The sequence below is a fragment of the Actinoplanes sp. NPDC051405 genome, from assembly GCF_055586185.1.
On record NZ_JBVJIR010000013.1, the window covers coordinates 266,205 to 278,438 of the forward strand.

Annotated in this window: 16 protein-coding genes and 3 tRNA genes; 18 read left to right on the forward strand and 1 reads right to left on the reverse strand. The window is 69.2% G+C overall.

Translation table 11 applies throughout. The features are described 5' to 3' along the window. The first annotated feature begins 8 nt into the window (after positions 1 to 8). From ACZ6S4_RS27460 to ACZ6S4_RS27470, 3 genes are read left to right on the forward strand one after another with little or no spacing between them, the layout of a single operon-like run. The gene (locus tag ACZ6S4_RS27460) at positions 9 to 503 is read left to right on the forward strand and encodes a YajQ family cyclic di-GMP-binding protein (protein ID WP_465477663.1); all 495 of its coding nucleotides are present in this window, start codon (positions 9 to 11) and stop codon (positions 501 to 503) included. Positions 504 to 533: 30 nt separating this feature from the next. Beyond that, positions 534 to 842 carry a hypothetical protein gene (locus ACZ6S4_RS27465; RefSeq protein ID WP_465477664.1) on the forward strand — a complete coding sequence of 103 codons (309 nt, stop codon included), beginning with the start codon at positions 534 to 536 and terminating at the stop codon, positions 840 to 842. Between the two features lie 33 nt (positions 843 to 875). Next, on the forward strand, positions 876 to 1,691 hold the full coding sequence (locus tag ACZ6S4_RS27470; protein ID WP_465477665.1) for a sulfurtransferase: 816 nt from the start codon (positions 876 to 878) through the stop codon (positions 1,689 to 1,691). Between the two features lie 36 nt (positions 1,692 to 1,727). Here the strand turns inward: ACZ6S4_RS27470 and ACZ6S4_RS27475 are convergent, their stop codons facing one another. Further along, positions 1,728 to 2,123 (reverse strand): hypothetical protein, encoded by a 396-nt coding sequence (locus tag ACZ6S4_RS27475; protein ID WP_465477666.1) that lies wholly within the window; start codon positions 2,121 to 2,123, stop codon positions 1,728 to 1,730. A gap of 259 nt (positions 2,124 to 2,382) precedes the next feature. Here ACZ6S4_RS27475 and ACZ6S4_RS27480 point away from each other — a divergent pair, with 259 nt between their 5' ends. From ACZ6S4_RS27480 to rplL, 15 genes are all read left to right on the forward strand, one after another. Then, positions 2,383 to 2,541, forward strand: coding sequence for a hypothetical protein (locus ACZ6S4_RS27480; protein WP_465477667.1), 159 nt, complete (start codon positions 2,383 to 2,385; stop codon positions 2,539 to 2,541). 68 nt (positions 2,542 to 2,609) lie between these two features. Continuing rightward, positions 2,610 to 5,138 carry a putative bifunctional diguanylate cyclase/phosphodiesterase gene (locus ACZ6S4_RS27485; RefSeq protein ID WP_465477668.1) on the forward strand — a complete coding sequence of 843 codons (2,529 nt, stop codon included), beginning with the start codon at positions 2,610 to 2,612 and terminating at the stop codon, positions 5,136 to 5,138. A 102-nt stretch (positions 5,139 to 5,240) separates the two neighbouring features. Then, a tRNA-Thr gene (locus ACZ6S4_RS27490) sits at positions 5,241 to 5,316 on the forward strand. A 61-nt stretch (positions 5,317 to 5,377) separates the two neighbouring features. Beyond that, positions 5,378 to 5,450: transfer RNA gene (locus ACZ6S4_RS27495), tRNA-Met, on the forward strand. Positions 5,451 to 5,578: 128 nt separating this feature from the next. Further along, on the forward strand, positions 5,579 to 5,746 hold the full coding sequence (rpmG, locus tag ACZ6S4_RS27500; protein WP_067495822.1) for a 50S ribosomal protein L33: 168 nt from the start codon (positions 5,579 to 5,581) through the stop codon (positions 5,744 to 5,746). Between the two features lie 87 nt (positions 5,747 to 5,833). Then, a complete protein-coding gene (locus tag ACZ6S4_RS27505) occupies positions 5,834 to 6,280 on the forward strand; it encodes a MaoC family dehydratase N-terminal domain-containing protein (RefSeq protein ID WP_360551777.1) in 447 nt (148 codons plus the stop codon). A 2-nt stretch (positions 6,281 to 6,282) separates the two neighbouring features. Then, a complete protein-coding gene (locus ACZ6S4_RS27510; RefSeq protein ID WP_360813664.1) occupies positions 6,283 to 6,678 on the forward strand; it encodes a MaoC family dehydratase in 396 nt (131 codons plus the stop codon). A gap of 97 nt (positions 6,679 to 6,775) precedes the next feature. After that, positions 6,776 to 6,848 (forward strand) — tRNA-Trp (locus ACZ6S4_RS27515). A 126-nt stretch (positions 6,849 to 6,974) separates the two neighbouring features. Beyond that, positions 6,975 to 7,337 carry a preprotein translocase subunit SecE gene (gene secE, locus ACZ6S4_RS27520; protein ID WP_465477669.1) on the forward strand — a complete coding sequence of 121 codons (363 nt, stop codon included), beginning with the start codon at positions 6,975 to 6,977 and terminating at the stop codon, positions 7,335 to 7,337. Between the two features lie 27 nt (positions 7,338 to 7,364). After that, positions 7,365 to 8,093, forward strand: a complete 729-nt coding sequence (gene nusG, locus ACZ6S4_RS27525) for a transcription termination/antitermination protein NusG (protein ID WP_465477670.1) — start codon at positions 7,365 to 7,367, stop codon at positions 8,091 to 8,093. Between the two features lie 70 nt (positions 8,094 to 8,163). Continuing rightward, the gene (rplA, locus tag ACZ6S4_RS27530) at positions 8,164 to 8,880 is read left to right on the forward strand and encodes a 50S ribosomal protein L1 (RefSeq protein ID WP_465477671.1); all 717 of its coding nucleotides are present in this window, start codon (positions 8,164 to 8,166) and stop codon (positions 8,878 to 8,880) included. A 67-nt stretch (positions 8,881 to 8,947) separates the two neighbouring features. Continuing rightward, positions 8,948 to 9,847: an ATP-binding cassette domain-containing protein gene (locus ACZ6S4_RS27535; RefSeq protein WP_465477672.1), complete on the forward strand. Its 900-nt coding sequence runs from the start codon at positions 8,948 to 8,950 to the stop codon at positions 9,845 to 9,847. Beyond that, positions 9,844 to 10,545: a hypothetical protein gene (locus ACZ6S4_RS27540; protein WP_465477673.1), complete on the forward strand. Its 702-nt coding sequence runs from the start codon at positions 9,844 to 9,846 to the stop codon at positions 10,543 to 10,545. The genes ACZ6S4_RS27535 and ACZ6S4_RS27540 overlap by 4 nt, the downstream gene beginning before the upstream one ends. Positions 10,546 to 10,819: 274 nt before the next feature. After that, the gene (rplJ, locus tag ACZ6S4_RS27545) at positions 10,820 to 11,365 is read left to right on the forward strand and encodes a 50S ribosomal protein L10 (RefSeq protein WP_465477674.1); all 546 of its coding nucleotides are present in this window, start codon (positions 10,820 to 10,822) and stop codon (positions 11,363 to 11,365) included. A 54-nt stretch (positions 11,366 to 11,419) separates the two neighbouring features. Next, entirely contained in the window at positions 11,420 to 11,803 is a 384-nt protein-coding gene (gene rplL, locus ACZ6S4_RS27550; RefSeq protein WP_465477675.1) for a 50S ribosomal protein L7/L12, read from the forward strand. Positions 11,804 to 12,234: the final 431 nt, after the last annotated feature.

Below are 12,234 nucleotides of genomic sequence, written 5' to 3' on the forward strand. Positions count from 1 at the left end.
GTCTGATCATGGCAGCCAGCCCGTCGTTCGACATCGTCAGCAAGGTCGACGGCCAGGAGGTCGACAACGCCTTCCACCAGGCGGAGAAGGAGCTCGGGACCCGGTTCGACTTCCGGGGGACCGGCACCGTCATCGCCAAGTCGGGGGAGAACGGCGTCACCATCACCTCCGAGACCGAGGAGCGGGCCGTCGCCGCGCTCGACGTCTACAAGGAGAAGCTGGTCAAGCGGAACATCTCGTTGAAGTCTCTCGAGGCCGGCGACCCGCGGCAGTCCGGCAAGACGTACAAGATCGATTGCAAGGTCATCGAGGGGATCGAGGCCGACAAGGCCAAGGCGATCAGCAAGAAGATCCGGGACGAGGGTCCCAAGGGCGTGCAGGCGCAGATCCAGGGCGACCAGCTCCGGGTCACCGGCAAGAAGCGGGACGACCTGCAGGCCGTCATCGCCCTGCTCAAGGCCGAGGACTTCGGCGTCGCGCTGCAGTTCACGAACTACCGGTAAGCGCGCCGGCGGCGGCGCAGACTGAGGGCCATGAACCTTGGTACGGCGACGCTGCTGGTCGGCGGCGTGATCGGGCTCGTCCTGGCCCTGTTCGGGGTCAGGATGCTGGTCACCGGCCGCGCCCCCGCCAGCACGGCGCGAAATTTCCCCGGCGTGCGCGCCGCCGCCCTGTACCACCTGCTGTTCGGCCTGGCCCTGGTCCTGATGGTGCTGGGGCAGGCCCTGCTCACCGGCACCGCGAGACTCACCGCGACCGTGCTGGCCGTCGCCCTGGTCGCCGTCGCCCTGGTGCGTTTCCGGCCAAGCAGGCGCAGTTCCGCGGACGGCCCAAGTAAGTAGGCCGCGGACGGCCCAGGTAAGTAAGGAGTCAACGTGATCGATCCGGTCGTCGACCAGGCGTGGGTGCGGGAGCAGGGCGGCCGGGTGGTCCTCGCTGACGTCCGCTGGTATCTGGACGGCCGGTCGGGGCGCGCCGCGTACGATTCCGGGCACCTGCCGGGTGCGGTCTTCGTCGATCTGGATCGCTGGCTGGCCCGGCCGGCCTCCCCGGCCGACGGCCGGCATCCGCTGCCGGATCCCGGGATCTTCGCGGCAGGCATGGCCGCGGCGGGCATCGGCGACGACGACACGGTGATCGGGTACGACGACGCCGGCGGTGTCATCGCGGCGCGACTGGTCTGGATGCTGCGAGCCACCGGGCATGAGGCTGCGCTGCTTGATGGCGGGCTCACCGCGTACCAGGGTGAACTGGTCCGTGATGAGCCGGACCGGCCTCCGGCGGTCTTCACGCCGCGGCCCTGGCCCGCCGACCGCCTGGCCGGAATCGACGACGCGGCCGCGGGATCGTCCGTGGTCCTCGACGCGCGCGACGCGGCGCGGTTCCGGGGCGACACCGAGCCGGTCGATCCACGGCCGGGCCACATCCCGGGCGCGCGGAATCTGCCGTGCCGGGAGAATCTCGACGCCGACGGGCGCTTCCTGCCTGTCGCCGAGCTCCGCGAGCGCTTCGCCGCCGTCGGGGTGGGGGAGGACGCGGACGTCGTCTCCTACTGCGGGTCAGGCGTGACCGCCTGCCACAACCTGCTCGCCCTGGAGCACGCGGGCCTCGGCGTGGGCCGGCTCTACCCCGGCTCGTGGTCGCAGTACAGCGCGACCGGCCGCCCGGCCGCGACCGGCGAGCGCGCTTAGTCCGGCCGGCCGTAAGCGGCGGGACCGGACGCGCTCCTAGTCCGGGCGCCCGGCCAGCCCACGGGCGTCGGAGGCCTCGTCCGGATCCAGCCCCTCGAACCCGGTCAGCTCATGCTGACGCGCCTGCTCCTCGATCCACCGGTTGTGCGCCTCCCACGCGGCCTGCTTACTTGTGCCGAGCGCCGCCCCGATCTGATTCCACGACGCCCCGCTGCCCCGCGCGGACCGCACCATCCCCTGCCGCCCATAGCCGGCCTTGCGGATGACCACCTCGCTGAGGGCCAGCAACTCGAGCGCTTCCTCGCGGGACAGCGGCGGGTTGTCGGCGTCCGCCGTCATCGCCGCGAGGGCATCCCGCATCCTCAGCTCGTCGTAACGCGTTGTGGCGGTGGAGAGCGTGTGCTGTTGCTCCAGTTCGTCGGGAGTAGTCATGAAACGCAGTCTTCCGTCAGGTTTCCCTGACGTCAAGCTGGCCTGACAAACCGAAGCGAATTGCGCTCACTTCTCGCGATAAATCGGGCCTAAAGGTCTCAATTTTGTGTGCCCTAACTGCATGAACACCTCAGCCGTTCAGTCAAGATTTCGGGATGTGCGGTTCCGACCCGCCGTTCGGCGGTGTCTGACGTACTCAGCGTGTGGCACCATCATGGAACCCCCACCCCGACTGACACCTTCAGCACAGGAGCCATAGATGTTCACAAAGAAGCTCGGCCGCTTCACCGCCGGCTTGTTCGTGGCGCTCGGTCTGTCATTCGGTGGGTTGCTCGCAACGAATGCCGTGGGCAGCAACGCCACCGTCGCCGCGCCCATCTCCGTGGTAGAGGCCCAGTTCGACTTCGAGTGGAGCTGATGGGCGCCGGACCACGGCCGCATCACTCCACACCACGTCTGGAGCACACCGACCGGTAGGGGCGTTGGATGGCAGGGCGTCAGTCCCCACCGCGGCGATCAGCTGAGTACGTCTGGTTGATCACCGGGACCTTGTCCATCATCACGATCGTCTTCAGCGTCGTGCTCGCCCTCCGTCATGACGACTGGTCCGACTACTGGCTGCTGGCCGTGCTCGGGCTGCCGTTCTTCGTGCTGCTCGGCATGGGATCCCGGTACATCCAGATCCGCCGGCACGGCGTCACACTCGGGTTGATCGAGATCCCGATCGTCATCGGGTTCTACTTCGCGCCCGCGGTGCTGGTAGTGGCGGTCACCGTGACCGCCATGCTCATCAAAGAGCTACGGCTGCGGGCCGGCGTCGACAAACTCGCCTTCAACGTGGCGCGGGCAGGCGCGGGCGTCGCGACCGGCGGCATCGTGCTCGAGGTTCTGCCCGAGGTCCACGGCACTGGTCCGGGCACCTGGTTGGTGCTCGGGGTGGCGGCCACGGTCACCACGTTGGTGACCCTGCTGGCCATGGTCGCTCTCATGACGACTTTGCAGGGCATGCAGGCTGGTCTCGAGATGCTGCGTGTCGCGTGGCCGGGCCTGCTCGCCGCCGAGGTCTGCATCGTCATCGGGCTCGTCTTCATCGTCGCGCTCGACGCCACCTGGTGGTCCGCGTTCCTGCTCTTCGTGCTCGCCGGTGTGCTCAGCCTGGCCTACCGGTCCTACTCGGACTTCCTGCGCCAGCACCACACCCTCGCCGAGCTCTACGAGCTGGCCAACGCGGTGGTCGAGTCCAGCCAGGGTGTCAGCCTCATCGACTCGCTGCTGGTGCGGGCCCGGGCGCTGATGCAGGCCGAATACGCGACTTTCCGCCTTCCGGAATCCGGGCGCCATCCCGAGGTCCTGCTGACCTCCAAGGTGGAAGCCCAAGGGCTGCTCGACATCAGCCGCACGCCGCCGGAGCTGACCCGGCGGGCCACCACCGAGCGGCGCAGTGTCGCGGTGGGGTCCCGGCTGGACACCGATCAGGATCTGCTGCCGGCGCTGCAGGAGGCCGGCCTCAAGGACTGCATCGTGGTGCCGCTGCGGTCCGGGCAGGCGGTGATCGGCACCCTCGAGGTGATCAACCGGCTGGGCGATCTCAAACACTTCACAACCACAGACGTACGGGTCGTCGAGACGATCGCCGCGCACGCCGCCGCCGCGGTCGAGAATTCACGCCTCGTCGAGCGGCTGCGCTACGACGCGTACCACGACCGGTTGACGTCGCTGCCGAACCGCCGGCGGATCACCGACGCGCTCACCGAGTCCGTCAAGATCCGTACCCCCGGTGAGGTGGTCGCGGTCATTCTCTTCGACGTCGACGGGCTGCGTGACGTCAACGAGTCGATGGGTCACGACGCCGGCGACAAGCTGCTCACCGAGGTCGCCGTACGGCTGCGCAAGATCGCCGGCGCGGGTGCGCTCGTCGGGCGGATCGGCGGTGACGAGTTCGTGGTCACGTTGCGGGCGGAGAGCACCGAGGAGACCGTACGACTGGCCACCGAGATGCGGGAGCAGCTCCGCGGCCCGATGGCCGTCGGCACGCTCACCCTCGACGTGGACACCGCCGCAGGCGTGGCCGTGCAGCCGGACCACGGCGACGACCCGGACGCCCTGCTGCGTCGCGCCGAGCTGGCTGCCAACGCGGCCAAGGCGCTGCCGTACGGCGTCCAGCTCTTCCACCCGGCGCTGGAGTCCCGGGCCGTGCGTCGCCTGGGCCTGGCCGCCGATCTGCGCCGGGCCCTCGACTCCGGCGAGCTCGAGGTGCACTTCCAGCCGAAGGTCACCATTCAGGACCGGCACCTGATCGGGGTCGAGTGCCTGGCCCGCTGGCAGCACCCGGCGCACGGGGAGGTCTCCCCGGAGGACTTCGTCGCGGTCGCCGAGCACACCGGACAGCTGCACCGCCTGACCGAGGTGGTGCTCACCGCGGGCCTGCGGCACTGCCGGGAGTGGGCGGACGCCGGCCGGCCGCTGTCCATCGCCGTGAACCTGTCCGCGCGCACCCTGCTGGACCCGCGCTTCCCCGACCAGGTGCACGAGCTGCTCAAGCAGTACAGAGTGCCGCCGCAGCAGGTGACCTTCGAGATCTCCGAGCCCAGCATGCTCGGCGAGATCGAACGGGCCCTGCCGACCCTGTACCGGCTGCGCGACCTCGGTGTCCGGCTCTCGGTCGACGACTTCGGCACGGGCGCCTCCTCGCTGTCCTATCTGCGGCAGCTTCCGGTGCACGAGGTGAAGATCGACGACAGCTTCGTGCAGGGGATGGCGACGGACTCCGGGGATCTGGCGATCGTCCGGGCGGTGGTCGGGCTGTCCCGCGAGTTCGGGCTCACCGTGGTCGCCGAGGGCGTGGAGAGCGAGCTCACCTTCGATCTGCTGGCCGAGATGGGCTGTGAGATCGGGCAGGGCTACTTCTTCAGCCGGCCGCTGCCGGTGGAGCGGCTGAACACCTGGCTCAGCGCCCAGACCGAGCCGGAGGAGACGCCGACCGGCGAGGTGCGCCGTTTGCGGGCCGTCGGATGACAGGCCGCTGACCAGCGGTTTCGCCACACCGGGGAGGCGATTTCACCTGGGCTGGCCAGCCGTGTAAGCTTCTGTCTGCGCATCACGCGAGAGATCGCGCGCGCCCCCTTAGCTCAGTCGGCAGAGCGTCTCCATGGTAAGGAGAAGGTCTACGGTTCGATTCCGTAAGGGGGCTCCAACCGGGTTCGTCCTTCGCCCTCGCCAAGATCGGTGAGGGCGTTCGATCGTGAGCCTGGCGCGGCGGTGTAGCTCAGATGGCAGAGCAAGCGGCTCATAATCGCTGTGTCGCCGGTTCAAGTCCGGCCACCGCTACTCATCCGGGACCCGTCCCGGATGCCGTACGAACCCGGGCATCCGTCCGCCGGTTTTGCATGTCCGCGTGACTAGCGTCTACGCTGGTATGTCGTATGTGAATCCCGTTAGCAGGAAGGCACCCCGCCGTGGCCAAGGCGACCGACGTCCGTCCCAAGATCACCTTGGCGTGTACGGAGTGCAAGGAGCGGAACTACATCACCCGTAAGAACCGCCGCAACGACCCGGACCGCATCGAGCTGAAGAAGTTCTGCCCCCGGGACGGCAAGCACACCCTGCACCGCGAGACCCGCTGATCTTTCGTACGACGGCGTGGCGGTGACCCTCCGGGGTCGCCGCCACTTCTGTTTACCCGGGCAGTGACGGGCAGGTAGTTTCGCCTCATGCCCCTCGACCAGTCCTTCGTCGGCCGCAGCTGGCCGGCCACCGCGCCCTACCTCGTGGGCCGCGAGAAGATCCGCGAGTTCGCCGCCGCGATCGGTGCCACCGACGCCGAGTATCACGACCCGGAGGCTGCTCGCGCGGCCGGCTATCCCGACGTGGTGGCCCCGCCCACCTTCCCGGTAGTGATCACCATGGCGGCCAGCCGGCAGATCGTCGCGGACCCGGCCCTCGGCCTGGACTACAGCCGGGTGGTGCACGGCGACCAGAAGTTCGCCTACACCCGCCCGGTGGTGGCCGGCGACTCCCTCGTCTGTGTGAACACGGTGGACGAGATCACCTCGCGGGGCGGCCACGACTTCCTGACCACCCGCACCGAGGTCACCACGGAGGCCGGCGAGCCCGTCGTCACGGTCTGGTCCAAGCTCGTCCAGCGCGGGGAGAACTGATCATGACGGACACGCTGCCCACCCAGACGTTCACGGTCACCCGGCTCGACCTGGTCCGCTACTGCGGCGCCTCCGGCGACTTCAACACGATCCACTGGAGCGACCGGATCGCCAAGAGTGTGGGTCTGCCCGGCGTCATCGCCCACGGGATGTACACGATGGCTCTCGCCGGCCGCGCGGTCACCGCGTGGGCCGGTGCGCCCGACGCGGTCGTCGAGTTCGGCGTGCGGTTCAGCCGGCCGGTGCCGGTGCCGGACACCGACGAGGGCACCGAAGTGGTGATCAGCGGGGTGATCAAGGAGGTCACCGACGACGGGCTGACCAAGCTGGAACTGACCGCGACCTGCGGCGGGGAGAAGGTGCTGTCGCTCGCGAGGGCCACCATCCGCAAGAGGTAGGCCCGGGTTGGGAATCACGCGGACCTACCCGTACACTGGTCCGCCGTGGGGTAGTGAACCCTGCCTTTCGCGCTGCGACGGGCAGGATGCCTCACAAAGGGGTGTAGCTCAATTGGCAGAGCAGCGGTCTCCAAAACCGCAGGCTGCAGGTTCAAGTCCTGTCACCCCTGCGCACCGATCGGCCCAGTAACCGGACCGGCCCCATGGCCGGTTCGCCCGGCGGCGGGCGGCCGGCTTGACCGACCGCCGCATACGGCGCCGATGCGACATCCCATCGACGACGGAAGAGGGCGGAAGTGGCCGAGAGGAAGCGACCCGGTGACGACGCTGCAGGCGACCGCCCCGAGGACGAGGCCTACACCGACAGCGACGTCCAGGACGACGCCATCGAGGCAGCCGACGAGTCCGAGAGCCGTGGCGGCGACAAGGCCGAGTCCGGCAGCGTGTCGACCAGGCGTGAGGGCCGGCGCGGTGGCAACCGCATCGGCGGTTTCTTCCGCGAGGTCGTCAGCGAGCTGCGTAAGGTCATCTGGCCGACCCGCAAGGAACTGCTGACCTATACGGGCGTCGTGATCGCCTTCGTCACCGTGATGACCACCATCGTGGCGCTCCTGGATTACGGGTTCGGCAAGGCCATCCTGGCGACGTTCGGCAACTGAAGCTGAGAGTTACGGAAGTGAGCAAGCGTGCCTGAGTACGACGACGAGACCGCCCTGGCCGCCGACGAGCAGTCCGCGGTCGCGACGGCGGACGATGCCGAGTCGGTCGAGGCCGCCAGCGAAGAGCCAGCCGCCGAGGCGGAAGCCCCGGACGCGGACGAGAACTACGACCCGGTCGCCGAGCTGCGGCAGAAGCTGCGCTACGCCCCCGGCGACTGGTACGTGGTGCACTCGTACGCCGGTTACGAGAACAAGGTCAAGACCAACCTCGAGACCCGGATCACGAGCCTTGACATGGAGGAGTTCATCTTCCAGGTCGAGGTGCCGACCCGCGAAGAGGTCGAGGTCAAGAACGGCAAGCGCCTCCAGGTGCAGAACAAGGTCTTCCCCGGCTACATCCTGGTCCGGATGGATCTCACCCCCGAGTCGTACTCGTGCGTGCGCAACACGCCCGGCGTGACCGGCTTCGTGGGTGCGACCGACCGGGTGGACCGCCCGGCGCCGCTCTCGCTCGACGAGGTGCTCAAGTGGCTGGCCCCGGCCGTCGAGGCCGAGGAGAAGAAGGCCAAGCCCGAGGTCCGCGTGCTGGACTTCGAGGTCGGCGACTCGGTCACCGTCACGGACGGCGCCTTCGCGTCGCTGCCGGCCTCGATCAGTGAAATTAATGCCGACCAGCAGAAGTTGAAGGTACTGGTCTCCATCTTCGGTCGCGAGACGCCGGTGGAGCTCAACTTCAACCAGGTCGCCAAGATCTAGTTCACAGACGGAAGTCGTGGGAGGGGCGCGAACGGCGCGCCCCGCCATCTACCACAGGAGTAAGAGAGACATGCAGCGCAGCAAGGCGTACCGCAAGGCAGCTGAGCAGATCGACACCAACGCGCTCTACGCGCCGGCCGAGGCTGTCAAGATCGCCAAGAGTGCCAGCCCCACCAAGTTCGACGCCACGGTCGAGGTCGCGATGCGCCTCGGCGTGGACCCGCGTAAGGCCGACCAGATGGTCCGCGGCGTGGTCAACCTGCCGCACGGCACCGGCAAGGTCTCCCGCGTGATCGTCTTCGCCCAGGGTGCCAAGGCCGAGGAGGCCGTCGCGGCCGGCGCCGACGAGGTCGGCACGGACGAGCTCGTCGCCCGCATCCAGGGCGGCTGGCTCGACTTCGACGCCGCCATCGCGACGCCGGACCAGATGGCCAAGATCGGCCGGATCGCCCGCATCCTCGGCCCCCGTGGCCTGATGCCGAACCCGAAGACCGGCACGGTCACCATGGACGTGACCAAGGCGGTCTCGGACATCAAGGGCGGCAAGATCACGTTCCGGGTGGACAAGCACTCGAACCTGCACCTGATCATCGGCAAGGCCTCGTTCTCCGAGGAGCAGCTGGTGGAGAACTACGGTGCGGTCCTCGACGAGGTCCTGCGGGCCAAGCCGTCCGCGGCCAAGGGCAAGTACCTCAAGAAGGTCACCGTCAGCACCACCATGGGCCCCGGCGTGCCGGTCGACCCGAACGTCGTCAAGAACCTGCGCGGCGACAACGCCGACGCCTGACACCCCTTATCCACAGGAAGCCCCCGGGGAACATCCCGGGGGCTTTCTTTGTGCCAAGCTGTCCGGCGTGCGATTCGACCAGGTCTGGTTCCGGTACGCACGCCGGGCCGAGTGGACCCTGCGGACGGTGGACGCCACTGTCGAGCCCGGCTCCACCGTGGTCGTGCTCGGCCGCAACGGCGCCGGCAAGTCGACGCTGCTCCAGCTCGCCGCCGGAGTGCTGCGCCCGGGCCGAGGTGCTGTGCAGGACAGGCCGCCGGTCATCGGCTGGGTCCCCGAGCGTTTCCCGGCCGACCAGCCCTTCACCGCGGGGCAATATCTGGCGCGGATGGCGGCCCTGCGCGGGCTGCGTGGCACCGCCCGGGTCGAGCACTGGGTCGAGCGTCTGGGCCTCGCCGAGCACCGTCACACCCGGCTGGCCGACCTGTCCAAGGGCACGGCGCAGAAGGTCGGCCTGGCCCAGGCCCTGCTCGTCCCTCCTGGCCTGCTGGTGCTGGACGAACCGTGGGAGGGCCTCGACGCCGTCGCCCGCACGCTGATCCCGCGCATCGTCGGTGAGGTCACCGCGGCCGGGGGAGCGGTGCTGGTCAGCGACCACCGCGGCGAGATCGCCGGCCTGCCGGACGCGATCCGCTGGACGGTGGCCGACAGCACCGTCCACGTCGACGCGGAGGACCCGGCCGGTGACCGCGACGAGGTCGTGGTCGAGGTCGCCGTCCGCCGCGCGGACGCCGACGACACGGTGGCCCGGCTGCGTGCCGACGGTCACCGTGTCCTGGGGGTACGCCCACCCGGCGGACCGTGGCCCAGCAGAGCGACGCATCGAGATGCCGAGACATTCACTGGTGCCACCGACGCCGACGCCGACGCCGACGCCGAAGCCCCCGCCGCAGCCCCCGCCGCCGCAGCCCCCGCCGACGCGGGCGCCGACGCCGCGGGCGCCGCGGGCGGCAGGGCGATCCGGTGATCGCCCTCGTCCGCATGCGTCTCGCCGCCTTCGTGCGCGGTGGTCGTGCCCTCGCCCCGCTGATCGCCGCCCTGGCCCTGCTCGGCGTCATCCACGGCGGCGGCCAGTCGCCGGCCGCCCCGGCCTACGGCTACTCCGCCCTGATGCTCTTCCCGGTGCTGGCCTGGCAGGCCAAACTCGTGCTGGACGCCGAGCCGGACGGCCAGCGGCGGTTGGCCCGTCTCGCTGTCGGCGCCCGCCGCGAGGCAGCAGCCGGACTGCTGGCCGCCACGATCGTGGGCCTGGCGTTCTGCGTCGTGGCCCTGCTGGTGCCGTGGTGGCCGTTCCGCGCCATCAGCTCTCCAGAGCCCGGTTCCGCCGAGCCGTCCCTGGCGGCCGGCATCGCGGTCGGCATCCTGGCTCATCTGCTGGCAGTGCCCGCTGCCGTGGCGCTGGGTGCCCTGGCGAGCCGGGCCGTGACCCGGACGGTCCGTAACGGCCTCACCGTGCTGGTGACCGGTTCCGTGCTGGTGGTCGTGCTCGGCCTGAGTGGCTCGGTCGCCCCGTGGCTCGTGCCGCCGGTGATGGCGACGGCGCGTGCGCTGAGCGCCGACCACCTGCCCGCGGCGGGGACGTTCTGGCTGCTCGCCGGCTGGACGACGCTGTGGTGCGCGGTTGCCCTCGGCGGTTACGGGCGTCTGCGCCGCAGCCGCTCATGACGGTGATTTGGAGGTAGCGCTCGCGCTCGCGTACAGTTTGCCGAGAAGTTCCACCCATAGACCGCTGGTCGTCGCCCTTCCTGTCGTTTGACGGAAGTGGCGGTCGAAGGTCCCGCAGCATTCGGGCGGCCCGCGCAGGGGAGAACGGTTCGTGATCATGTCGACGCGGCAACGTGTCCATGTCCCGCCCCGTGCGCCCTGCGCCGGGGCGTTTCTCGTGCTCGGGCCCGCTGAGAAGTTCCGGCCAGCGGCTGAGCACTGAGAGAGGAGGGACATGGCGGACAAGCCGGTCCGGGCCGACAAGGCCTCTGCCGTCGCCGAGCTCACGGAGAACTTCCGTAACTCCGCGGCCACCCTGCTGACCGAGTACCGCGGCCTCACGGTTTCCGAGATCACCGAGCTGCGGCGCTCGCTGGGCAACGACACCAAGTACTCCGTGTCGAAGAACACGCTCGCCAAGCGGGCGGCGACCGACGCGGGTATCGAGGGCCTCGACACGCTGTTCACCGGTCCTACCGCGCTCGCCTTCGTGGGCGGGGACCCGGTCGAGGCGGCCAAGGGCCTTCGTGCCTTCGCCAAGGCCCACCCCGTCCTGATCATCAAGGGCGGCGTCTTCGAGGGCAAGGCCGTCTCGGCCGAAGAGGTCAGCAAGATCGCCGACCTCGAGTCCCGTGAGGTGCTGCTGGCGAAGCTCGCCGGCGCCATGAAGGGCAACCTGACCAAGGCGGCGGCCACGTTCCAGGCCCCGCTCGCCCAGGTCGCCCGCCTGGCCGCGGCTCTGCAGGACAAGCGCTCACAGGACGGTTCCGCCGAGGCCTGATCGGGCCGCGCGGCAGTTCGATCCATTCACAGAAACAACGAAAGGTTGCCAGACATGGCGAAGCTCAGCACCGACGAGCTGCTTGACGCGTTCAAGGAAATGACGCTGATCGAGCTGTCCGAGTTCGTGAAGCAGTTCGAAGAGGTCTTCGAGGTCACCGCGGCCGCGCCGGTCGCCGTCGCCGCCCCCGGTGGCGCTGCTGCCCCGGCCGAGGCCGAGGCCGAGAAGGACTCGTTCGACGTCGTCCTCGAGGGTGACGGTGGCAAGAAGATCCAGGTCATCAAGGTCGTGCGTGAGCTGACCGGCCTGGGCCTCAAGGAGGCCAAGGACGCCGTCGAGGCCGCCCCCAAGGCGATCCTCGAGGGTGTCAACAAGGAGAAGGCCGAGGCCGCCAAGGCCAAGCTCGAGGGCGAGGGCGCCAAGGTCACCCTCAAGTGACCTGAGCTCCACCGCTTCACCTCGGCGCAGGCGAGGACCCGCAAGGGTCCTCGCCTGCCCCGTTTCCGGACGATGAAATCCCTGGTCAGGGGCGGTTTCGCCGGCCGTCGGATGGCTGACGGACAAATGTGGCCAGCCCCCGCTTTTCGTACGCTAAAGTCGCTATGCCGCGTCCGGTGGACGATGGCGCAGGACCGACCCGTGACGGAACCCTTGACTGTGTGTCCGCTGACAGGCACGCTGACATCAGCAAGTTTCCGCGCTTGCGACAGCCGTCCTGTGGGTACACCCGCTTCGACCGGGTTCTCACAGACCGGCACCCGAGGGAGAGACGCCGCGTTCCGAGCGGCCCCGCACGAGGCACTGACCATGAAGGCGCAGGTCAGAGGCAGCGGGGACACCGTTCCGCAGGCACCCTCCGGTGTGGGCTG

Bases quoted from the DNA above. Each gene is read 5' to 3' on its own strand.
- ACZ6S4_RS27460 (WP_465477663.1), top strand. From the start codon at position 9: ATGGCAGCCAGCCCGTCGTTCGACATCGTCAGCAAGGTCGACGGCCAG.
- ACZ6S4_RS27465 (WP_465477664.1), top strand. From the start codon at position 534: ATGAACCTTGGTACGGCGACGCTGCTGGTCGGCGGCGTGATCGGGCTC.
- ACZ6S4_RS27475 (WP_465477666.1), bottom strand. From the start codon at position 2,123: ATGACTACTCCCGACGAACTGGAGCAACAGCACACGCTCTCCACCGCC.
- ACZ6S4_RS27480 (WP_465477667.1), top strand. From the start codon at position 2,383: ATGTTCACAAAGAAGCTCGGCCGCTTCACCGCCGGCTTGTTCGTGGCG.
- ACZ6S4_RS27485 (WP_465477668.1), top strand. From the start codon at position 2,610: ATGGCAGGGCGTCAGTCCCCACCGCGGCGATCAGCTGAGTACGTCTGG.
- ACZ6S4_RS27505 (WP_360551777.1), top strand. From the start codon at position 5,834: ATGCCCCTCGACCAGTCCTTCGTCGGCCGCAGCTGGCCGGCCACCGCG.
- ACZ6S4_RS27510 (WP_360813664.1), top strand. From the start codon at position 6,283: ATGACGGACACGCTGCCCACCCAGACGTTCACGGTCACCCGGCTCGAC.
- rplA (WP_465477671.1), top strand. From the start codon at position 8,164: ATGCAGCGCAGCAAGGCGTACCGCAAGGCAGCTGAGCAGATCGACACC.
- rplJ (WP_465477674.1), top strand. From the start codon at position 10,820: ATGGCGGACAAGCCGGTCCGGGCCGACAAGGCCTCTGCCGTCGCCGAG.
- rplL (WP_465477675.1), top strand. From the start codon at position 11,420: ATGGCGAAGCTCAGCACCGACGAGCTGCTTGACGCGTTCAAGGAAATG.